The 20,540-nt window shown below is 37.5% G+C and carries 20 protein-coding genes; 2 read left to right on the plus strand and 18 right to left on the minus strand.

Annotated features, from left to right (window positions below; genetic code table 11):
* Nucleotides 1–15 precede the first annotated feature (15 nt).
* A complete protein-coding gene (locus HN014_RS15265; RefSeq protein ID WP_176031133.1) occupies nucleotides 16–483 on the minus strand; it encodes an OsmC family protein in 468 nt (155 codons plus the stop codon).
* On the minus strand, nucleotides 483–896 hold the full coding sequence (locus HN014_RS15270) for an amino acid-binding ACT domain-containing protein (protein WP_176029716.1): 414 nt from the start codon (nucleotides 894–896) through the stop codon (nucleotides 483–485). The genes HN014_RS15265 and HN014_RS15270 overlap by 1 nt, the downstream gene beginning before the upstream one ends.
* Before the next feature lie 69 nt (nucleotides 897–965).
* Here HN014_RS15270 and HN014_RS15275 point away from each other — a divergent pair, with 69 nt between their 5' ends.
* Complete coding sequence (locus HN014_RS15275; RefSeq protein WP_176029717.1) at nucleotides 966–1,241, plus strand: helix-turn-helix transcriptional regulator; 276 nt, start codon at nucleotides 966–968, stop codon at nucleotides 1,239–1,241.
* 302 nt (nucleotides 1,242–1,543) lie between these two features.
* On the opposite strand, the gene HN014_RS15280 is transcribed toward HN014_RS15275, so the two are convergent.
* The 12 genes from HN014_RS15280 to HN014_RS15335 all read right to left on the minus strand — a co-directional run bounded on the left by HN014_RS15280 (nucleotide 1,544) and on the right by HN014_RS15335 (nucleotide 14,884).
* Entirely contained in the window at nucleotides 1,544–2,629 is a 1,086-nt protein-coding gene (locus tag HN014_RS15280; RefSeq protein ID WP_176029718.1) for an FAD-dependent oxidoreductase, read from the minus strand.
* Between the two features lie 16 nt (nucleotides 2,630–2,645).
* Entirely contained in the window at nucleotides 2,646–3,044 is a 399-nt protein-coding gene (locus tag HN014_RS15285) for an OsmC family protein (RefSeq protein ID WP_176029719.1), read from the minus strand.
* Nucleotides 3,045–3,108: 64 nt separating this feature from the next.
* Nucleotides 3,109–3,639, minus strand: coding sequence for an OsmC family protein (locus HN014_RS15290; protein ID WP_176029720.1), 531 nt, complete (start codon nucleotides 3,637–3,639; stop codon nucleotides 3,109–3,111).
* A 134-nt stretch (nucleotides 3,640–3,773) separates the two neighbouring features.
* Nucleotides 3,774–4,553, minus strand: a complete 780-nt coding sequence (locus tag HN014_RS15295) for a type 1 glutamine amidotransferase domain-containing protein (RefSeq protein WP_176029721.1) — start codon at nucleotides 4,551–4,553, stop codon at nucleotides 3,774–3,776.
* Nucleotides 4,554–4,594: 41 nt separating this feature from the next.
* Nucleotides 4,595–5,350, minus strand: coding sequence for an SDR family NAD(P)-dependent oxidoreductase (locus HN014_RS15300; RefSeq protein WP_176029722.1), 756 nt, complete (start codon nucleotides 5,348–5,350; stop codon nucleotides 4,595–4,597).
* 89 nt (nucleotides 5,351–5,439) lie between these two features.
* Entirely contained in the window at nucleotides 5,440–6,294 is an 855-nt protein-coding gene (locus HN014_RS15305) for an AraC family transcriptional regulator (RefSeq protein WP_176029723.1), read from the minus strand.
* Nucleotides 6,295–6,448: 154 nt separating this feature from the next.
* Nucleotides 6,449–7,432, minus strand: coding sequence for a DUF4238 domain-containing protein (locus tag HN014_RS15310; RefSeq protein WP_176029724.1), 984 nt, complete (start codon nucleotides 7,430–7,432; stop codon nucleotides 6,449–6,451).
* Nucleotides 7,433–7,608: 176 nt separating this feature from the next.
* A complete protein-coding gene (locus tag HN014_RS15315; protein ID WP_176029725.1) occupies nucleotides 7,609–8,352 on the minus strand; it encodes a hypothetical protein in 744 nt (247 codons plus the stop codon).
* Nucleotides 8,353–8,773: 421 nt separating this feature from the next.
* On the minus strand, nucleotides 8,774–9,166 hold the full coding sequence (locus HN014_RS15320) for a hypothetical protein (protein ID WP_176029726.1): 393 nt from the start codon (nucleotides 9,164–9,166) through the stop codon (nucleotides 8,774–8,776).
* Nucleotides 9,167–9,230: 64 nt separating this feature from the next.
* Nucleotides 9,231–9,524 (minus strand): tyrosine-type recombinase/integrase, encoded by a 294-nt coding sequence (locus HN014_RS15325; RefSeq protein ID WP_176031134.1) that lies wholly within the window; start codon nucleotides 9,522–9,524, stop codon nucleotides 9,231–9,233.
* A 210-nt stretch (nucleotides 9,525–9,734) separates the two neighbouring features.
* On the minus strand, nucleotides 9,735–11,672 hold the full coding sequence (locus HN014_RS15330; protein WP_176029727.1) for an alpha/beta fold hydrolase: 1,938 nt from the start codon (nucleotides 11,670–11,672) through the stop codon (nucleotides 9,735–9,737).
* Between the two features lie 8 nt (nucleotides 11,673–11,680).
* Nucleotides 11,681–14,884: a hypothetical protein gene (locus tag HN014_RS15335; RefSeq protein ID WP_176029728.1), complete on the minus strand. Its 3,204-nt coding sequence runs from the start codon at nucleotides 14,882–14,884 to the stop codon at nucleotides 11,681–11,683.
* Nucleotides 14,885–15,331: 447 nt separating this feature from the next.
* Here HN014_RS15335 and HN014_RS15340 point away from each other — a divergent pair, with 447 nt between their 5' ends.
* Nucleotides 15,332–15,568: a hypothetical protein gene (locus HN014_RS15340; protein ID WP_176029729.1), complete on the plus strand. Its 237-nt coding sequence runs from the start codon at nucleotides 15,332–15,334 to the stop codon at nucleotides 15,566–15,568.
* Here HN014_RS15340 and HN014_RS15345 read toward each other — a convergent pair.
* The 4 genes from HN014_RS15345 to HN014_RS15360 form a co-directional block, all read right to left on the minus strand.
* Complete coding sequence (locus HN014_RS15345) at nucleotides 15,565–15,912, minus strand: hypothetical protein (RefSeq protein WP_176029730.1); 348 nt, start codon at nucleotides 15,910–15,912, stop codon at nucleotides 15,565–15,567. The two genes, HN014_RS15340 and HN014_RS15345, sit on opposite strands and share 4 nt — an antisense overlap.
* Nucleotides 15,913–16,116: 204 nt before the next feature.
* The gene (locus HN014_RS15350) at nucleotides 16,117–16,953 is read right to left on the minus strand and encodes a DUF1853 family protein (protein WP_176029731.1); all 837 of its coding nucleotides are present in this window, start codon (nucleotides 16,951–16,953) and stop codon (nucleotides 16,117–16,119) included.
* Between the two features lie 27 nt (nucleotides 16,954–16,980).
* Nucleotides 16,981–19,041 (minus strand): transporter substrate-binding domain-containing protein, encoded by a 2,061-nt coding sequence (locus HN014_RS15355; RefSeq protein ID WP_176029732.1) that lies wholly within the window; start codon nucleotides 19,039–19,041, stop codon nucleotides 16,981–16,983.
* A gap of 219 nt (nucleotides 19,042–19,260) precedes the next feature.
* Nucleotides 19,261–20,343 carry a hypothetical protein gene (locus HN014_RS15360; RefSeq protein WP_176029733.1) on the minus strand — a complete coding sequence of 361 codons (1,083 nt, stop codon included), beginning with the start codon at nucleotides 20,341–20,343 and terminating at the stop codon, nucleotides 19,261–19,263.
* Between the last annotated feature and the right edge of the window lie 197 nt (nucleotides 20,344–20,540).

The following is a 20,540-nucleotide window of genomic DNA, read 5'->3' on the forward strand; positions in this document are numbered from 1 at the left end:
GGCGGTTCGTTGTTTTTAATCAACCAAACAAATCGGGTTGTGATTTACTTTAAAGTTTACTGAATTTGCAATAAAGCAAAGTTCATTAGCTTTTTTATGTAACTCAATGGCTTTTTTTATCATTGAAGTTTCTGTGACTTTAGTTTTTGGATTTAAATTGACTTCTGAAAAATGTCCACTGCCATTGCATGTTTCATACATAATTCCAGTCGCTTGGTCTGAATATTCAGTTATAATTACGTTGGATTCAGAGCATAAATGCAAATACCAAAGCATATGACAGGCTGATAATGATGAAAGTAAAAGTTCCTCCGGATTGTATTTCGTCTTATCTCCACGAAAAGCTGGGTCAGATGAACATAAAATATCAGGTTTTTTTTCAATAGATATAGTATGACATCTCTCAAACTCTTTGTAATTGGATGTTCCTTTTCCTTTATTACCAGTCCATTTTACAGTGGCTTTATAATTATGTTCTTTCATCATATTACATAATCTTCATTACTCCACCACCTTTTCATCCATTTGTCAGATACAACTTTAGCCTTTTCGTAATTATCAACAACTACTATCAATTGATTAGAATGGTCACTATATTGCGTCAAGATATTAACTTTAGCATCAGCTAATTTTTTACAAAATGCTCCTAGTTGTCCAGGGACATCTTGTCTAAGTTTCTGAATTATCACGTCACTTATATTAATAACCTTTATTCCGACTTTTTCTAATTCTACTTTTGCTTTGTCGGCCTCTTCAACCAAAAAGTGAGCTATTGATAAATCTCCATTTTGAAAAACTCCTCCGCCTTCTAAGCTAATTTTGTTTTTTCCTAGAGTTTCTCCCATTAGAGCCAGTTGTCCGAGCTTGTTTTCAAATAAAATTTCTATGTCTTTCATTTATTACGATTTTAATGTTTAGCAAAGTAAATTGATTTATTACATTTACATTTCATTTGAGAATGAATAATGGATGAAAATAATTTTATTACTGTAGCATCATTATTATGTGAGCCATCAAGAGCGAAAATAGTATGGAATTTATTAGATGGCAGAGCTTATACAGCTAGTGAATTAGCTTTGGTTTCTGACTTATCTCCTAGTTCAGTAATGCAAGCCTATTATCGTAAGCATATAGGAAAGAACTCAAAGACAATTATCATCAAGGTAGCTCGCAAATTGTTGAATAGAACTTTGGCAGTAATTAAAACAGAGACTCCATACCAAAAAGGAGTTCTAGCATAAAAAAAAGATAACAAAGCTCACAAAGAAGTAGCAAAGTCTGTATCACAAAACAACATGGGTGAGCCCATTAACTTGGCATCACATATTTATAGCAAGTGGACAGGTTTATTATAGCTTATAATCATACAGATGCTGGTGACCGCTAAAAGAGCTGTATCACAAATAGGATGCTGAGCAAGTTATAAAGTATTTAAATGTTGACAATCAATCAGCAAATAGGAGCGAATTACCAACATTTAAACACTCCAAAATAAATATTACGAGATAATTAAAAAATAAAATATTAACTTTGAAGAACTCAGCTAGTGCTTTTCATAGGACACATTGTTGGGCATAGTTTTATTAATTATTTTTTCAGTTAATAGCATTGCGGACACAACAGCACCTTCCATATAGCCGGGATATATAGGAGCGGCTTCTGCTGAAGAGATGAATAATTTGCCATTGAAATAGCTGGTTTGAAATAGTGGATTACCATTATTCTGATGGGGAAACAAAGGAACCTGATTTTCAAAAAATGTTTGCTTCTCCAGACTCCATATCTGTTCATTATAATCTGTGTAACTATTAATACTATTTCCAAAAACACTATTTAATTGTTCTAAAATTATTTTTTTACGTTCCTCAACTGTTAACCTTTTAAAACCGGAATTTACAAAACCGCATAAAGCATATTTGTTTTCCTCGTAGTTACAATGATCGTATAGCTCTGTTATTGGACCTGTGTTGCTGAATAAAGTTCCAGATTGCTTCTGTTGTCTCCAAAATGGTTCATTGAAAGTGATAGCAACCTTTATACTGTCTTCCATCCATGTGTGCGTTTTGGTCGCGATATCTTTAAGTTCATTTGGTAATGATGGCGAAAAGTCAATGGTATTGCTCCATAATTTGGGCGGGATTGCCAAGATTATTTTAGAACCTTCAAATGATTTATCTTTGGTATAAACAGTTACGTTGTTTTCAGAAAAATCAATGCCCTTAACATGTTCATTTAATGCTATAACATCATTTCCAACTGCTTTTGCCAAAGCATATATTAAGGAAGATGTTCCTCCAGCTATTCTATAGCTTGGTGGTTGGCTGGGAATAGGTATGGCGCTTGCTGGAGAAGTAGAGAAGGGCTGAAAAAAAGAAGTACCTTCCATATATTGCTCGAAATGAGGAATACTGAGTTCATGTAACAATTGTTTTAAGTTAGTATGTTGGTCTCCAAACCAAGTGGCACCCATTTCTACCGGAGTATCGTTAGCACTCAACAGTGTATGAATGCGACCTCCAATTCTATGTCGAGATTCAATAATTTTAAAAGGAGTTCCTGCTAACTTTAAGCGGTAACCAAGAAGTAAGCCGGATAGTCCTGCCCCAATAATAAGTACATTCGAGTGCATGCTGAAAAAAGTGTATTTATTTGATTATAGTAATAACTTGATTGCCTTTTATTAAAGCCTTTGTTACTGGTGTCTTGTTTGCAAACACAAGTAATTTTTGTTGCTCGTTTTCTGATACTTTGTGTTCAAAACTAAGGGTTCGCTCAAACCTAAATGATTGATCCTCATTTTTATTTACTATAATTTTGATTTTTATTTCCCCAACATTTATATTTTCTTTCTCAGCTTTGTTTAGTAAATACATGGCTGTGCAGCTTGCCAATGCACTATTCATAAGGTCAATAGGACTTGGAGCTTTATTTGTTCCCCCTAAAGCTATTGGTTCGTCTGATTGTACAGAAAATCCTGATACTTTCGATTCTGTATAGTATTTGTTTTGAATCTTAGACCGTACAAGGCTAACATGTTGTTTCATTTTTTAAGTATTTTAATTGTGAAAGGGAACTAAGCTATAACAACTTAGTTCCCTGATGTTTTCTTCAGCTTTTGAGCTTCATATTGACCTTGTCAGTAATGGTTCTATAATTAGGTGAAAATTGACGTACATTGTTAATGATGTCGTTGTACTGTTCTTGAGTTCCATCACCGTCAACATCAAAGGAAAATTCAATGGTGTCAAAACCAATAGGACTTTCGGGGTTTACATTTAAAAAGCCTCTTAAGTCCAAAGTTCCTGTAATATGAAGTTTAACCTTGTTGAGTTTAATTCCTTTACCTGAAGCTCCGGCAACAAAACCAACCATCATACAACCTGCCAGGCCTCCTAATAAATAGTCTTGTGGTGTTGGTCTTGAGTTGTCGCCCAAAAGTTCATTAGGTTCACCAATCTCAAAACTAAAGTCCTTTTGTATTTCGTTGCTTCCCACTTTTTGATTGTGAGTCGTAATTTTTGTATTCACGCCTCCTTGCCATTGAGCAGTAACGCCATAACTAGAGTAGGCTTCTTTTTCTTCTTTTCCAATAAGGTCTGTATATTCTTGAAGACCTTTCAAATTTATTCCGTTTAACATGGTTTGAAATTTTTAACGTTTGATTTAGCACTTCTCCAACCTTTCAATGATCATTCTAATCAAAGAATTTGTATTGCTAAAACTTAAATTAGAAATAAAGGTGAAGGTTTGCCTTCACCTTTATCTAGAGTCAATTATTTTTTCAATCTATCTCTTAATGCTTCAGCAAGAGGTGCTGCAGATGCAGGACTTTGTCCAGTCATTAACGGACCACTAACGACCACATTGGGAGCCCAGTTTTTTACACTTTTATAGTTCGCGCCTCTTCTTTTTAACTCTTGCTCTAATGAGAATAGCAGGTGTCTGTCCAATTCTATTTCAGCATCCTCAGCATCTTTAAATCCTGTTAGATCAACACCTTCTACCAAATACTTCCCATTGGTTAATTTAACATCCCTTAAAATGGCTGGTGCGTGACAAACCATAGCAATTGAGCGGTCAGATTCATAGAAGTCGCGAATAAGTTTAATCAGGTATTGGTCGGAAGCTAAATCATTTAACAAACCATAGCCTCCCGGCACAAAAATCGCGTCAAAGGTATTGTAGTCTATGTTTCTAAGTTTTCTTGTTCTCTTAGCAGCGTACATAGCAACAGGATCATTTAAAAACTTATCGGTATAGTCCGTAGTAAATGGTGCTTTCATACTTAGCCAGTCTATTGGTGTTTCGCCTCCATCTGGTGATGCAAATACGACTTCATAACCAGCTTCTGTTAGAATGTAATATGGTGCAGCTAACTCCTGAAACCAAGTTCCTGTTTGTTTTCCACTAATCCCCATATCATCATAAGATGACATGATTAATAATACTCTTTTTTGTTTGTTGATTTTGAAAGAAGTATTTTGTGCATTAGCTACTATTCCTACAAAAAATAGGAATGTTAATAAGGCTGTTGTTTTTACTAAATTTTTCATTTTACTAAATTTTAATTGTTAATGTTTTAATGATTTGTCTTTTAATTTCTTCCTGCCATAACTCCACCATCTATGTCCCAAATAGCACCAGTTACCCATGAGCTTTGGTCTGTGAGTAAAAAGTGGATTGTTTTGGCGATGTCTTCAGGTCTTCCCACTCTGCCAATTGGATGGAAATCATTGAATCCTTGTAGTGCTTCTTCAATTTTGTCTTCCTCAATGAATGCTCCGTAAATAGGTGTTACTACCACTGCTGGAGAAACTGCATTTACTCTAATGTTGTGTTCCGCTAATTCCATTGCTAAGTGTTGTGTTAAACTATGTAATCCAGCTTTTGCCATAGAATATGCCGATGAAGGTGTTGCCTTAATGGCTTGTTTTGCCCACATAGAACCTATGTTTACAATAGATCCACCACCATTATCTTTCATAATTTTTGCTGTCTGTTGAGTAATAAAAAAGAAGGCTTTATTAAAATTGTGATAAAGGTCATAGTCGTCAGAAGTGTGCTCTATGAATAATTTTGGACTAAAATACCCTGCCGCATTTACCAAATACTTTAAGTTAGGGGTAGTGCTGTTAAGGTTATTAATAAAGATTTGTAATTGCTTAGAATCAAAGAGGTCTAAACCTACTGTTTTAACAGTACCGATTTTTGATAGCTCTTCTTCGGTTGTCTTTAAATTTTTGTCTGACCTACCAATAATGGTAACTTCAATACCGTCTTTTAATAATAATTCTGCAGTAGCTTTACCCATACCAGTGGTACCACCTACTATAATTGCTTGTTTGTTCATAATATTTTATTTTTTGATTATTAATTATGAAACAAAAGTATATGCGATAAGTGGCTATAGATGGCAATTTAGAGCCTAAGAATGGTAATCTAGAGTAACCCCTTTTGAAACTGCTTTGGTGTGACACTTACTTCTTTTTTGAAAAATTTGGTAAAGTAAGTAGGTTGGTCGAATCCTAAACTATAAGCAACCTCTTTTATAGAAATGTTTTGACTGGAGAGCATTCGCTTTGCTTCCAATATTTTTAGTTCCTTAATAAGGTTTGCGGGGGTTAATGAGGTATACTGTTTTGTTAGTTTGGTTAAATGCTTTGAAGATATACCTAGGCGATCTGAGTAATCTTGAATCCCCAGGTTTTGGTCTACATTTTCAATGATGAGTTGTTTGAATTTAACAACCTTTGAAAAGTCAGAATTTGTATCTACATTAAACGAAAGAGAGTTCTTTTTGATTCGCTCAATATGGTAGAGAAGACTTATGAATTGATGAATAGCTATTTGTTGGTAGTTTGCTTTTTCTTCTTCAAGTTCTTGAAGCAAATCACAAGATATACTTTCAATAATCTTCGTATCTGTTTCTCCTAAAAAAATGTGAGGATCTCCGATTTCGTTAAAAATTGAAATGGTAAACCTTGAAAGCAATTCTAAGCTAAGGTTAGAGATGAAAGAATCGTTGAAATGGAAGAGGTAACCTTCATTGTTAGAATCGGGACAGAAATAATGTACCTGATTTCGATTGATTAAAAACAATGTATTTGCAGGGTGTTTCACCACTTCATAATCGATATAATGATTCCCACTGTTTTTAAACCATAGTATTTGAAAAAAACTGTGTCGATGTGGCTTTGAAGCTTTCTCTTTATTACGTTGAAAATAGGGCGCTAGTGCTTTTAACTCAAAATGGAGTTTTGTGAAATCATCTTTATGAAGGTCATATTTTTTCATTATTATCTAATTGTGCCCAACGGTCTCGGCTATGAGTAGTTGCGTGGTTTAGCTGTTAACTTTGTAAGTACACACCAAACTGAAAATCCGCGAGGATTTTCAGAAGTAGGCGAGAACAAGCAATTACTTATAGCCATTGTTGTGCTTAGTATTTTTATAATCCTAATTCTTTTAATTTAGCAAAAACCTCTGCTGTTGATTCTCCTTCTTCCAGAGGTCGTTCAGATTCTTGTTTTGTTGTCAAATAAGATTCTAGAGCACTTTTTGAGCCAAACATAAATCTTTCAGAATTCTGCATTTGTGAATAGTTAGCTGTTAATTTTTCTATTTCAGAAAATGGTCTTCTACTTAATCGTCTCCATATTCTATTCTCTAGACCTTCTGCGCATTCAGGCATTAGCATTAGAATGTGTTGAGAATCCAAAGGAAGTTTCAATAAATTTGTTGGGTCAAATGGTGCAAATCTTTCAGGTTTATTATTTGATGCAATTACAGGATTATCGCTTGTTACTAATTCTAAATCAGTATCATCAATTTTTATTACGCAAATTGAGTCATTCTGAATTCTTATTTTAATCAAGTTAATTGCAACTTCCAGTTGCGTTAATATCATTCCAGGTTGTCTTTCTTTATTATACTCTTTAGTAAATTCTTCAAGAGTTTTACCAGCAATCGATATTTTTTCGTCTCCAAAAGTGAAATAATCTTTACCTGTCTGTTCACACATAGCAAAAACTTGCTTAAATGCTCTACCCATTAAATCCCTACTTGCATTAACCCACTTAGTTGTTCGGTAGTACATCGTAACTACAGTAGAAATAATTAATTCTCTTTCTTCGTTTGTGAGTTCTGTTTTATCTGGGTCTGTTAAAATCTGATATATGGAATCATAATGTTGTTCAAGTTCTTCAGAGTAAAATTTTTCAACAGCCATTTTTTGTTCAGCTGTTTCTCCGGGTAGTGTGTAAAGATGCTTTTCTAAAGCAACATTCTTAATATTTGATTGAAAGATAGCTTCTTTTTCTGTCGCACTTTCAGGAAGAACGTGAATAAGATATTCCTGTCCATCTTGAACTCCAAAATGTTTTAGGTAAGTTCTTGGAACAAAATGTTGTCGTTTAACTAGATTTCCTGACATAGTGTTTTTCAATATTAAGCACAACGGTTTTGTGTATGAAACGCAACGTGTAAAAAGACACTAAGTTTTCGGATTAACGCAGAGCCAAATTAAAAATTTGGCGGACTTTATAAATATATAGAAACCTTTCAGTTTAGCTCTTATTAGCTATGTTTTATACACCGTGTTAGCAAAAGTTATTTATATTCAATCGTTTCTCTAAATTCGATTTTTTTTGAATCATTAATAATCATTTTTTGTAAACAAGAAATTATCAAAGTTGCTCCGAAATCGCATAGTTCAATAAGTCTTAAGTAATACTCATCAATTAAATCATCTCTCAAAAATTTATCAGTACCATATTTTAATATTTCCATATCTCCGTGAACAAATTTACTTCTATAGTTATAAAAATCATTGATTTTTTTATTTACTATTTTAGGCTGAAGAGTTGTTCCTAGATGAAGAAAAAGTCTACTTTTTAAAGTTTTTATAATTGAATCGTTTGATTTAATTCCAAAAAATGACTCTAGGCTTTGGATAATCCAAACTGTTAATGTTGGATTAAATCCTGAATGATTATCATTGCAAAAATATAGTAATGAAAAAAGAGTTCTCTCTATGTCATTTTCAGCTTTGATTTTCAGACCTATATTTAATGAATTGTACCATTCTACAACATATTTTAAAGGTATTATTCTAATTTCTGGCCAACCACCGAGTTTATCACAGACTTGAAAAGAACTTTCTAAATATCCAGAGTGTAGATTAATTTCATCTTTAAATTCTTTATGAAATGTAACTGAGGTTCTTATTGACATAGAGCCAGGAAAGGATAAGTTTAAACAAAGAAATAAAACATCAACAAAACTTATAATTGTAAAATTCTCTATATTTTCTTTGTTATCTATTTCATTAGCATTTTCATAGGTAATTTTCATTTCAATAAAACCTCCCCAAAAAGCATTATGTTTTTTAGCTTGTATGAAAATATCACTGAAATCCGAATGTATAATTAATTTTGCTTTTTGATATTCAAATCGATACTCTTCAAATATTTTACTAGCATCTTTCCAATGTTCAATTAAGTCGACATCGTTAGTGGAATATTCAAAATCTGGACCTTCTATTTTTACTCTAAAATTATCGATATCTCAATTTTTGCTAACGATTAGTATATGGCAAGTAGGGCAGTAGAAAGCGATAAACTTTCAAGTTTGCACTGAGCCAAAACGTTGTATTTTGTTTTTAATTTATTCATTCTTAAAAGCCAAATCAACGATTTGGCGGTGTTGGTAAAAAGCACTGAACTTTCGTAAATCACCGAACTCCCTATTTGCTATATACCTTGTTGTAAACCGTTTACTTTTCAAAATACCAGCCAATTGCGTTTAACTCATTCCACTTTATTGCGTCAATTAATTCTGCTTCTTTTTTAATGTTCTCAAGCCCAATTTTATTAATTAGAATTTCAACTTCGTCAAATAAGTCAATAAAATCAGGAATCTTTTCATAATCAGTATCCAATTCACATTGAATTCCAATTGCGGGATATTTATTTCCTAAAAAATCTCCATATCTTATAATTCCGAATTTTGTTCCATTAGGAAATTCCTTGAAGTGTATCGGTAACTTTCTTCTTAACACTTCTAAGCATTTTAATGTAAAATCGTCACAAGGATTCAAGACATCATAAAAGGAAGGTTCTATTACGAGAAATTGTTCCGTTTTATTATTTTCTTCTATTATCCACATTTTAGAACTTGATTTAGCAATGGTTTACAACAATTGGATATGTGTACCGGTACACATATTTCCATTATATTTTTCCCAAATCTAACGGATTTCTAATTGATTTAAAATTATTTAGGGCAACTTGTGTGTGAATTTTGGTTGTTTTTGTGCTACTATGTCCCAACAGAGTTTGAATGTATCTAATATCTGTTCCGTCTTCTAAAAGATGAGTGGCAAAAGAATGCCTTAACATTTGCGGGGTTATTTTTCGTAAGATACCGGACTTTGCACTAGCCCTTCTAACAATTTTTGCTACCTGAGGCTCTTTCAAATTAATTAGGAAACAAAACGTTCCAAACAGCTGTAGGGGATCATAAATATTTGTTAAATACGATAGAGGAGCCCCTCATAAAGAAGTTCGACGGAGCGATACATACGATGTTTTATCACATGCTGTATAGCATCGCCATGCTTATTAGAAAAGAGGGGATAACAGCGTTTAGAGAGGGGGTGCTATGAGAGAATAATAAAAAAACAGGCGGTAGCATTTATACTACCGCCCGTTTTTAGGAGAATTAATTCTGTGGTATTACCTACTTGCTTCAGTATGCTGAGCCGTTGTATCTGGCGTAGCCTTTAGATAGGTATCCAGAAACGTTTTAATACGTTTATAAGCCTTGATCTGGTTTTCTTTTTTGACAAACCCATGTCCTTCATCTTCGAATAATACATATTCTACCGGAATGCCATTTTTCTTTACTCCTTCGACAATTTCATCGGATTCGATCTTAAGTACTCTCGGGTCTTTGGCTCCCTGTAATACCATTAATGGTTTCTTTACATGCTGTGTATGGAATAAAGGGGAAATCTTTTTGAGACGAACAGAATCTGCCGTATTGGGATCTCCCATTTCTGTATATAATGCCTGTTTAAAAGATTCCCACCAGGGAGGAATACTTTTTAAGGTGCGTAGCCAATTGGTTACCCCGTAAATATTAACTCCCACTTCGAACTCATCAGGGGCATAGGTCAGCGCTGCCATGGTCATATATCCTCCATAGGACCCTCCGATGATTCCAATCTTACCGGCATCGATTTGTGCTTGCTGTGCCAGCCAGTTTTTTCCGGCGATGCAGTCTTTCAGATCTTTGTCGCCATGGTTTCTGTCATCCATTTTAAAAAAGCTCTTTCCATAACCGCTGCTTCCCCGGTTGTTCACCGCTAAGATGGCATAGCCGTGATTGACCAGGTACTGGATTGCAGATCTGAACCCTTGTCTGGATTGCCCTCCGGGACCTCCGTGTACCCATACCAGTGCAGGAACCTTTTGTGTAGCAGATGCCTGCTTGGGCAGGTAGTAAATTGCAGGGATTTCCAACCCGTCGAAAGATGGAAAACGAACCACCTGAGAAGCAACCAGGTCGTCTGCATTGATGTCTTTGTTTAACACATCTGTAAGCTGATGGTGCTTTTTGGCAGCGATGTCATAGCTGTATACATTGGTAGGGGTATTAGAGCCGGAAATATTGAGTAGTGCCATGGATTCATCCCGGGAGAAACGCGCAGAATTAATGCTCTTATTCTTAATCGCCGGAAACTCGATTGGCTGGTTGCTACTCACTTCGATTACTTCCATATGGGTTTTGGCATCTTCATTGGTAAACAATACCTGGTATTTTCCGTTTCGGGTAAAATAAAAAGCCGTAATATCCCAATCCTTAGCCAGTACTTTTTCTTTTTTTCCTGTAGCCAGTTCGTATTTCATCAGGTATTTGAATTCAGCATCGTGATCCGTGGTATAGTAGAAATACTTCCCGTCGGGAGAGAAATCCTGTGCCCCGTTGGCACTTAGCGTATCATTGATCTGTACCTTTTTATTGGTTTGTGTATCCACTACATACAAGTCATTGTCATTGGTATTGATGGCTTTTCTGAGAACGACATAGCGACGATCGTCGGACATCCCCGAGAAATCCATCCCGTCTTCATTCTTATAGATCATTTTAGAGGAGAAATCCGATACCTGCATCTCATAGTGGTCCATGAATTTAGCATCCCTTTCATTACTGCCGTAGAAAAAACTCTTTCCGTCTTTTGCCCAACCTCTAAAAAGTGCTCTGACATTTTTTTCGGGGGTCAGTCGCTTGATCCCCGCACTGTCTTTGACAAACAGCTTGAAGATTTCATCCCCATTTCCATCCATACGGAATAAGATTCTGTCGTCATTCGGGAAATAGGAAATCCCGAAAACAGAGGCACTGTCCGATTGGGTGACTGGTGTAAATTCCCCTCCGCTGGCGGCCGTGGTGTACATATTATAAATACCAGATCGGTTACTGGTCATTAATACCTTGGATTTGTCCTTGGAAAATCCATTGGCAAAGGCATTTTCATTGTCCATAAACTGCTCGATGGAATACTGAGCAATTTTGACAGGTTCAGGAGTGCTTTCTGCTTTTTTTTCGGCTTCCTGTTTACAGGATGCCAGCGCGAGGAAACACAGACTATATAAAACGTGCGTTTTCATATGAATTGTTATTTGAGTTGGAATGATTTAATTTCTTTAAAAGGAGAGAGTGTTATTGCTTCCATACTTTTTTGATAAGGTTCCCAGCTGTCTGTAAAGAAGGTATTGGTCTTCGTCAATGCAGTTGATAAGGCATCTTTGGCTTGTTGTATCAGCTGTCGTTCTGTAGCAGTGATACCACTTTTTCTACTGCCGGTATACCAGCTGGCAGTTCCGATACGCTGCATGACGGAAACCTCCGGGTTCCGGGTGATTCCCTGACGTTTATCTTCTTTTCCGATATATAAAGCAATGAGGGAATCAATGGCTTTACTGGTTTCCTGGGCAGTTTTGATCTGCTCCTTGTACTTCGTTTTATCTTCTTTTTGAAGCTTTTGCTGAAACGTAGTGGCAATTTCTTTGCTCTCCACAAGTTGTCTCACAGCGTCTGCTGCCAGTTGTGTCAATTGCTCGACTTCCTTTGCAGCGGTATATACTGCTGCTGTATGTGCTGCCGAGTTGGGAATTCTGGGGTCATTTTTGACGGTGATCTGTGTTGTTGATTGCTGATCTCCATAGGTCAGTACCACCTTGTAGGTACCGGGTTTCACCGTTACCCCTCCGGGCTCTCGTTTGTTTTTTCTGATTTTTCGGGAAGGGCGATCCACTCCCTTTTCATTGAGATACCAAGTTATTTGATGAATTCCTGAAGAATCCGGTGTTTTTTGTTTCAGCGTCCGGATAAGTCGATCCTGATCATAGAACTGTACAGTAAGACTGTCCCAGGTAATTTTATTTTTTTCAGCTGCTTCGCTTTCTGCCGCAGCTTCAGTTTCCTTTTTGGCTGTTTTTTTCTCTTTCTTTTGTACCTGAAGGTAGTAGGGGATATGAGCCCCTCTGGCTCTGTTGGTTCCGTTATAAAGGGCATCTCCTCCGAATCGGCTTCCTGTGGGTTGCTGATAAGCAGCCAGGTAGGAAGTAGCGGGTTGGAATGCATGGATTTTTTGTGCCAGTACCCGATTGTTTTTGGCAATAGCACGTAGCGGGCGAATATTGTCTAGTACCCAGGCAGCTCTACCAAAAGTTCCGATAATTAAATCGTGCTCTCTGGGGTGAATCACCAAATCTTTTACCGATACAGTTGGGAACCCCCGGGTCCATTTGGTCCAGGAATTTCCGGCATCCAGAGAGATGTATAAGCCATCGTCCGTACCGAGAAACAATAAGTTGCTTTCGACAGGGTCTTCTACGATGCTCAGGGCATAGCTTTGTGTATCTCCTGTCGCGACAATGCGCTGCCAGCTTTTTCCAAAATCCGTGGTTCTGTAGGCATAAGGAGTATAATTAAATCTGCGGTAGTCATTAGCCACCAGCAAGGCTTCTCCTTTATTTTTATTAGAGGCTTTGATCTGAGCAATCCAGCTTCCTTCAGGGAGTCCTTTAATGTTTTTAGAGACATCATTCCAGTGTGTACCTCCATCCTGACTCAGGTGTACCCGACCGTCATCCGTACCGACCCATAAGAGATTTTTTTCGATAGGAGAGGGCTCGATCACTAAAATAGTACAATGGTTTTCTGCTCCGGTAGCATCCATGGTAAGCCCTCCGCTTTCGGATTGTTTTTGTTTTTCCGGATTATTGGTGGTAAGATCCGGAGAAATCAGGGTCCAGGTAAGTCCTTTGTCGGTACTTTTATGTACGAACTGGCTACCAAAATAAATGGTACTATTATCAAAAGGATCGATATTAATAGCCGCATTCCAGTTGAATCGCAATACTACCGTCGGATCAGGGTGCGTAGGGCGAACAGTATAGTTGTTTCCGGTTTGCCAGTCATAACGGCTGACGAATCCTTGCTGACTCATCGACCACCCATATCGGGAATCATCTTTATCCGGAATGACATCAAAACCGTCTCCGAATGAGATTTCCTGCCAGTAAGAATTGCGGATTCCCTGTGCTTTCCATACATATGCAGGACCTCTCCAGCTTCCGTTGTCCTGCATACCTCCATAAACATTATAGGGAAATTCATTATCTACATTAATGTGATAAAACTGAGCCACCGGGAGATTGCCGATAAAACGCCAGCTTTTTCCGCGATCCCGGGTTATGTTTAGACCTCCGTCGTTCCCATCGATCATAAAACTCCCGTCATCAGGATGGATCCACCAGGCATGGTGATCCGGGTGTACCCCGTTAGATACTCCGTAAGCAGGCATGAGTTGCTCAAAGTTTTTTCCGCCGTCTTCCGAGACATTTACATAGGTGAATATGGTATATAATCTGTTTTCATTTTGTGGATCTACGTAGATCTCCGAATAATAGAAAGGGCGATTTCCTATACCGTTTTTATCATTGACTTTTGTCCAGTGAAATCCCCCGTCTGTTGATTTATATAAGGCATTCTTTTTGGCTTCTATCAAGGCATAGATGATTTCCGGATTACTGGGAGCAATGGCGATCCCGATTCTTCCCAGAGGTCCTTCGGGTAAGCCGTCCGTTGCTGTTTTTTCTTGCCAGGTAGCTCCTCCGTCATGTGTAATAAACAATCCGGAACCTGCTCCTCCTGATTTAAAAAACCAGGGATCTCGCTTGTGTTCCCACAAGGCAGCGATTAATTTATTGGGATTACTGGGGTCCATTACCAAATCAGCAGCTCCGGTTTTTAGGTTTCCGGATAGAATTTTCTTCCAGGTGGCTCCTCCGTCAGTCGTCTTATAAACGCCGCGTTCTTCATGCGCCCCCCAGGGAGATCCGATAGCAGCGACATAAACCACATCCGGATTGGTCGGGTCTATAATAACCCGATGAATGTGTCGTGTTTTCTCCAACCCCATAAGTTTCCAGTGTTTTCCCCCGTCTAAAGAACGATAGATTCCATATCCCCCATTCAGGCTGTTTCTGGGGTTTCCTTCTCCGGTACCTACCCAGATGACCGAAGGGTTGGATTGCTGGATAGCTACAGCTCCAATGGATGCCGTGGCTTCTTTTTCAAAAATAGGAACCCAGGTAGTTCCTCCCGAGGTGGATTTCCACAATCCCCCGGATGCAGTACCCGCATAGATAATATCGGGATTTGTTGTTACAACATCTATGGCAGTTACCCGTCCACTCATTCCTCCGGGACCAATATTTCTGGGAGTCATTTCCCGTAAAACGTCCATAGAGAATTCCTGAGAAACTAAGGAAGTTGTACAAAACAATAGTAATAAAAAGCGTATGTTTTTCATCGATAAGTACTAAATGATAATTGATATATAGCATAAAGTAACTAAATTGAAAATGAAATATTCTTAAACTGATGTTAATGAAAGTGACAGGGGAGAAATAATCCCTGAACAGTCTGATAAATATATGTTTATCTCCTGGGGTAATTGTCAGGATGCTTTTTGATCTTCATAAGAATTCTAAGGAACAGGATTAAGATGTACGGGAAGGGAAGTATATCATTATTGCAGAGACTCCTTGCTTAGAGCGATGAGGAAGAATTCATCTTCCGATTACTAATGATTAGCTTGATGGAGCGTCATACAGACGTATGCAATCTTAGTATCGTATGATTCGTCTTGCAGAGTATATTTTTTATGCATCTAAGCACTTGGAGTTTCCCCTGAATGCGTATATTCGATATGACTTCAGGCATTGATCCCGAAGTAGTTTTCAAAAAGTAATTATATATGAAATTTATAGAACTCACGTTACAAAATCACACCATTCTACACGGATTTGATGCCAGAAATCAAGAGATTACCGAAGCGGTAACGGTAGAAACCCCTTCAAAGAAACTGGTCGCTGTTGATCGTATCTTATCTGTTAGCGAGCGTTTTATCCTGATTAAGTATGCATATGACCGCATTATTTATTGGGAATACTTAGACGGTTATGAAGAAGTCCTCAAAAAACTATCTTCCTAAAGCGGGTTGTTTTTACTATCTCTGACTGAAATAAGCGCAAAGTTCTTGTTGACTTTAATGGTATAAAAATGTCCGGTTTTTACATTAAACATTTTCCACCGGAATCCATAACTGGTTTCGAATATAGGAGAGCGGGCTACCTTTCTCAGGTCTATCTCTTCGATATTTTCTACGATCTGATTCGCCATTACATCCAATCCACGGGCTTTTTCTTCTTCGGGAGAAAGTTTTCTTTCTTCCTGAATAACAGTAAAAGCACTGGTGTCAGAGGGAACAGCGATGGCAGTAATTGTTGGAGTTAATAGGCTGGTAGCCAATAGTAATGGGAGTAGGTACGTTTTCATAGGTTATAGCATTGTGATTATTCCTTAGAGGATAATCGGTTAATATTGACCAGAACAGTCATAATAATGCTATTATGTATACGAATCGTAAAAGTAGGGATATACAAAATTACAAAGGATTCTTGCTGTTTTCTTGTTTTTTTATGTTAAAAATGTATTAAAAATTAATAATTTTATTGAGTTAATTGATTTATTTTTAACAGGTTAGTGAGGGAGCCACCATACAATAAATAGTTTGGCAGGAGGGGTGTTGGGTCTTTTGATCCAGACCATAGGTGCTTTTTGTTGGTCTATCTGGGCTTGTATCAACTCCTTAGCGATTTGATAGGAATACCAAGGGGTCTGGGCAGTGGGCTGACAGATCCAGTCTTTTTTTGAGGGAATATAATAGCTAGCATGGTGATAGGCTGCTGATAGAAATGTGGGATAGGAAATCCAATGTCCCTGAATAGCATCAGGGTGTATATAAGGAGAAGAATAAGAAGGAGCAGATAAGGGAGGGAATAGCTGTGCAAAATAACAAACTTGTTGCCGGATCATGGAAGGGTCAATCCCCAGGGAAATGAAGTGATTCCTGGTTTCTTCTTTGTATAGCAAGGGTAATTGTTTCTGTAGCAGTTTTTCTGTTTTTTCTAACAAGGCATCTTTTCTGTTGGGACCGATCCAGTTGGCTAAGGGATGCGAATGCCTGACAGTCGTATCATAAATATAGAATTTATAGACCAATTCTACATGAAGAACCGTATCTGTATGTGTATCCAGGAGGAGAAAGTCGAGTTCTCCAATGGTAATTTTTTGACGAAATACCTGTATGTTTTTGGCAATGAGGGTATAATGGGGGTGGCAGCTGATATAATATTCGAAGAGCTGTTCTACCCGCTTTCCTAGTACTTCATTAGGGGGAATTACCAACGTAGTCGCAGTAGGTGGAGGGTAGGTAGCAGGTAAAGGGGAAAAGTCAAATAATGCAAAATCAAAGGGAACCTCTTTGGTGAATAAACAAGGGCTGGACAGAAAATCCCTAAAGTAGTGTTGAAGCATTATATCCATGGTTAGCCATCAAAACTACTAAAAATATTTTCGAATGATTGGCTTTAGAATCTTATGATCGATGGGTTTGGATACGAAATCGTCACAGCCGGCTTCCATGGCTCTTTGGATATCTTCTACTGTAGAATAGGCAGTCTGGGCGATGATAGGAAGGTCAGGACGAATTCTTTTGATCATTTTGGTGGCATCATAGCCATCCATTACCGGCATTTTAATATCCATCAATACCAAATGGATGTTGTCATTTTCGCGACAAATATCGACAGCTTCCTTCCCGTTTTTAGCTCTGTGTATTAAAAAATTACAATGTTTCATCTTGGTGAGCAATGTTTTGAGTAACAGAAAATTAATATCCCCGTCTTCTGCAATGAGAATAATATGCCGGTCGGGTTTTGCATCAATAATATGAGTATTCTCTGCATGGAATTGTTTCACTCCGGGAAGTAAGGGTGTGTGTGGCAGGGTAATAGTAAATATGGAACCTTCTCCTACCTTAGAAGAGAACGAAATTGTTCCTTTCATGAGCTGTACGTTTTTTTGAGCAATGGATAACCCTAGCCCCAATCCTCCAAATCGCTTGGATACTTCTTTTTCTACCTGAGAAAAATTTTGAAATATAATTTCCTGATCTCCCGGTTCCACACCAATTCCTGTATCCTGAATACTGATGATTAATTGCTCCTTTTCGACCTTGGAAAAGATCGTAATGGTTCCTTCTTCTGTAAACTTGATAGCATTATCCAATAAGTCATTCAGGGTTTTAATCAATTTGGCCTTATCGATTAATATTTTATCCTCATCATTTCGCAATTTATTCTCCAGCAGGAGTTGGATGTTTTTTTGATGGGCTTTGTGATTAAAAACAGAAAATAAGGACATGAGTATATGAGAAAGATTGGTTTCTTCCTTCATGATTTTGACCTGTTTGGTTTCCAGGCGTGAAAGTTCCAGAATATCATCGATGATATTCATGAGTTGCTTGCTGCAGTCCGAGATCACCTTGATGCATTTTTCTTTTTCGGCAGTTGTTAGCTGTGGATCACTGAGAAACTGAGAAAAACCGATAATTCCATTCATCGGGGTGCGTACCTCATGAGAGATGTTATTGATAAAGGCTGTTTTGAGATGATTGCTCTCCTCGGCAACTTCTTTGGCGTGTTGCAACTCCTTGGTTTTTTGCTTGATTTTGAATTTGAGATAGAAATTGATGAGTAATATAGAGATAAGCAGGCTGGAAATAGCAACGGACAGTATGACCCAAAAGATATTCTTCTTATAGAAAGGTTTTACAATCTTATACAGCCAGTTGTCTACAATTTCTTGCTTTTCCTGATAGCTAATACTTTTTGAAGCTTTGGATATAATTGCATTTAACAGGGGATTCCCCTTATTGACGGCAATTCCGGGAGCATAGCTATGATCCATCTGAGAGATCACCTTGGTTTTGTCCAGATTATTAGCCTTGGTCAGGTAGTGTACTACTGCTTTTGGACCAATAAAGAGGTCGTAGTTTCCTTCCTGTATCTGACGCAGGCAGCTCAGGTCATCCGGAAATGTGGTCACATCGAGATATGGGTAGTTTCTGCGAATGTGATCTTCTATGGAAAACTCATCCGGAACAATGATTTTCTTGTCTTTCAGATCTTCCAGGGTAGTTCCCTCCGGAATGTCGTCACGACCAATCAGGACAAAAGGAGAGCGAAACAACTCTTCGGTAAAACGAAGGTATTTCATTCGTCCCTTGGTTTTTTGCATTTCCAGAACCACCTCTATTTTTTGATCTTTGACATCTTCCATCAGTGCTGTCCAGCTGGTATAGGGGACTTTATCAAAAGTATATCCCAGTTTGTCTTCTATGTGTTCCAGGTATTCGATAAGAATTCCTTCGACATCTCCATGGTCATTGATAAACTGATAAGGAGGATAATACGGAAACAGTGCTATTTTTATAGAATCATTGGCGTGCAGCCAGTTCGCTTCTTCTTTTGTAAGGACTTGTTCTTTGGAGCATGAGACAACACCTCCCAATAGCGCAATGAGAATAAGGAGGGGTAGGAAAAGTGATTTTCTAGGTGCCATGCGGTATCATTTGGGATATGAATGATCAAAAGTTACGGTGCTTCCATAAAGATACTACATTTTGAGGTGTTTTTATATTAAAAACACTGAAAACCAGTAAATAATGAATGAGAGTCGTATTTTTCATAAAAGTATCGTATTGGTAGTAAGTGGTCTTTGAAAAGGCAGATTGATAGAACGAATCGAATAGATTACAAAATGGATTTCTCTAAAATAAAATCAGGTTTTATGCATTATTTTTTTTCGTATGGGAGGTTGATTAACGGATAAGTAACCACTAAATACCTTCCCGTATATCCAATCGGTTTTGTCAGGTGTTTTTTTATAAATCACATAGACCCAAAAACCAGGTTTGTTGTCGATGTACTTTACTTCATGACTGAGTATACTTTTAATGGTTACTTGCTTTCCATACGGAACTTTAGCGATGATAGCATTATCATAAGGGTCTCGTATATGCAAGGTACTGGCGGTTACAAATCGCAGTGGAGGTGTCATAAGATACGCTACATTCTGAACCTCTTTTAGGTCGATGTATTGTATGCTGCTTTGATCTTCAAATTTAATTTGAGCTAAATACCGGGTACGGTTGTCTTCTTTTATACGTTTGATCGTACGTAGGTAGGCAAAACGAGGAGCATCATCATAGGGAGTTAAGATCTCGTAATCGTTGCGGTTGTACGTGTTGTAAATCCGTAAGGTATCTTGTACAGGTCTAAGTGCATATGAATAGGGAGAAGCAGTAAATAAAGGTAAGGGAGCAGGAAAATCCGTTACCGGGAAATTAGCTTTACTAAGCAGGATATCCATTTTTAGTAAGTCTTCCTGATAGGCAGTAGGCGAAGGAAAACAACCCATTCCATATCCATTGTAATTTCCGTTTCTGTAATGGACTTCAAGTTCTCCTGAATCCTGGTATCGCAGATAGGATCTTTTATAGATGTATATAGGGTCCACCTTCGTAAAAGCGTTATATCCTCCCTGCTCGAACCCTTTTATCCCGGTTACAGTAAATGTTTGATCATCGATGGCATATCCTATTTCCGTAGCACCATAAAAACTATCATATGCCTCACTGGGATTATACCACTTGTTTCGGACTACCCGCAGAAGCTGTTGTTTTTTATAAAATAGTTTAATCGTATCAAATTTTTCGATCAGGAAATACTCCATGTGATCATGAGGCTTATAATACGATGCCTCTGTCTCTTTTTTGGCTGATTGCTCTGTAACAAAATTAAAAGGGTTATCACAATTATTACAGGAATAGAAAGAAAGCGTGAAAGTGCCCCAAGATAACACGTAAAGATGTTTTAAAATTGATTTCATAGCAAAAAATAGGAAAAGAAATGTACGTCGATACTGTAATTGAATGAACACGTCATAATGAATGTTTTTTGGTTATGTCAGGTATGCGAATAAATACAGAGTAGATGAATCGCAGTCGAGCATTTCATCACAATAGATGTATCATGCCAATTATGTATGTTATAGCGGAG

This window comes from Aquimarina sp. TRL1 (assembly GCF_013365535.1).
GTDB classification, from domain to species: Bacteria; Bacteroidota; Bacteroidia; order Flavobacteriales; family Flavobacteriaceae; genus Aquimarina; species Aquimarina hainanensis.

Excerpts from the sequence above, each read along its gene's own strand:
- HN014_RS15265 (WP_176031133.1), bottom strand. The coding sequence starts at position 483 with ATGAAAGAACATAATTATAAAGCCACTGTAAAATGGACTGGTAATAAA.
- HN014_RS15315 (WP_176029725.1), bottom strand. The coding sequence starts at position 8,352 with ATGAAAATTACCTATGAAAATGCTAATGAAATAGATAACAAAGAAAAT.
- HN014_RS15280 (WP_176029718.1), bottom strand. The coding sequence starts at position 2,629 with ATGCACTCGAATGTACTTATTATTGGGGCAGGACTATCCGGCTTACTT.
- HN014_RS15295 (WP_176029721.1), bottom strand. The coding sequence starts at position 4,553 with ATGAAAAATTTAGTAAAAACAACAGCCTTATTAACATTCCTATTTTTT.
- HN014_RS15335 (WP_176029728.1), bottom strand. The coding sequence starts at position 14,884 with ATGAAAAACATACGCTTTTTATTACTATTGTTTTGTACAACTTCCTTA.
- HN014_RS15340 (WP_176029729.1), top strand. The coding sequence starts at position 15,332 with ATGAAATTTATAGAACTCACGTTACAAAATCACACCATTCTACACGGA.
- HN014_RS15290 (WP_176029720.1), bottom strand. The coding sequence starts at position 3,639 with ATGTTAAACGGAATAAATTTGAAAGGTCTTCAAGAATATACAGACCTT.
- HN014_RS15285 (WP_176029719.1), bottom strand. The coding sequence starts at position 3,044 with ATGAAACAACATGTTAGCCTTGTACGGTCTAAGATTCAAAACAAATAC.
- HN014_RS15310 (WP_176029724.1), bottom strand. The coding sequence starts at position 7,432 with ATGTCAGGAAATCTAGTTAAACGACAACATTTTGTTCCAAGAACTTAC.
- HN014_RS15320 (WP_176029726.1), bottom strand. The coding sequence starts at position 9,166 with ATGTGGATAATAGAAGAAAATAATAAAACGGAACAATTTCTCGTAATA.
- HN014_RS15275 (WP_176029717.1), top strand. The coding sequence starts at position 966 with ATGGATGAAAATAATTTTATTACTGTAGCATCATTATTATGTGAGCCA.
- HN014_RS15345 (WP_176029730.1), bottom strand. The coding sequence starts at position 15,912 with ATGAAAACGTACCTACTCCCATTACTATTGGCTACCAGCCTATTAACT.
- HN014_RS15305 (WP_176029723.1), bottom strand. The coding sequence starts at position 6,294 with ATGAAAAAATATGACCTTCATAAAGATGATTTCACAAAACTCCATTTT.
- HN014_RS15300 (WP_176029722.1), bottom strand. The coding sequence starts at position 5,350 with ATGAACAAACAAGCAATTATAGTAGGTGGTACCACTGGTATGGGTAAA.
- HN014_RS15330 (WP_176029727.1), bottom strand. The coding sequence starts at position 11,672 with ATGAAAACGCACGTTTTATATAGTCTGTGTTTCCTCGCGCTGGCATCC.
- HN014_RS15270 (WP_176029716.1), bottom strand. The coding sequence starts at position 896 with ATGAAAGACATAGAAATTTTATTTGAAAACAAGCTCGGACAACTGGCT.
- HN014_RS15355 (WP_176029732.1), bottom strand. The coding sequence starts at position 19,041 with ATGGCACCTAGAAAATCACTTTTCCTACCCCTCCTTATTCTCATTGCG.
- HN014_RS15350 (WP_176029731.1), bottom strand. The coding sequence starts at position 16,953 with ATGCTTCAACACTACTTTAGGGATTTTCTGTCCAGCCCTTGTTTATTC.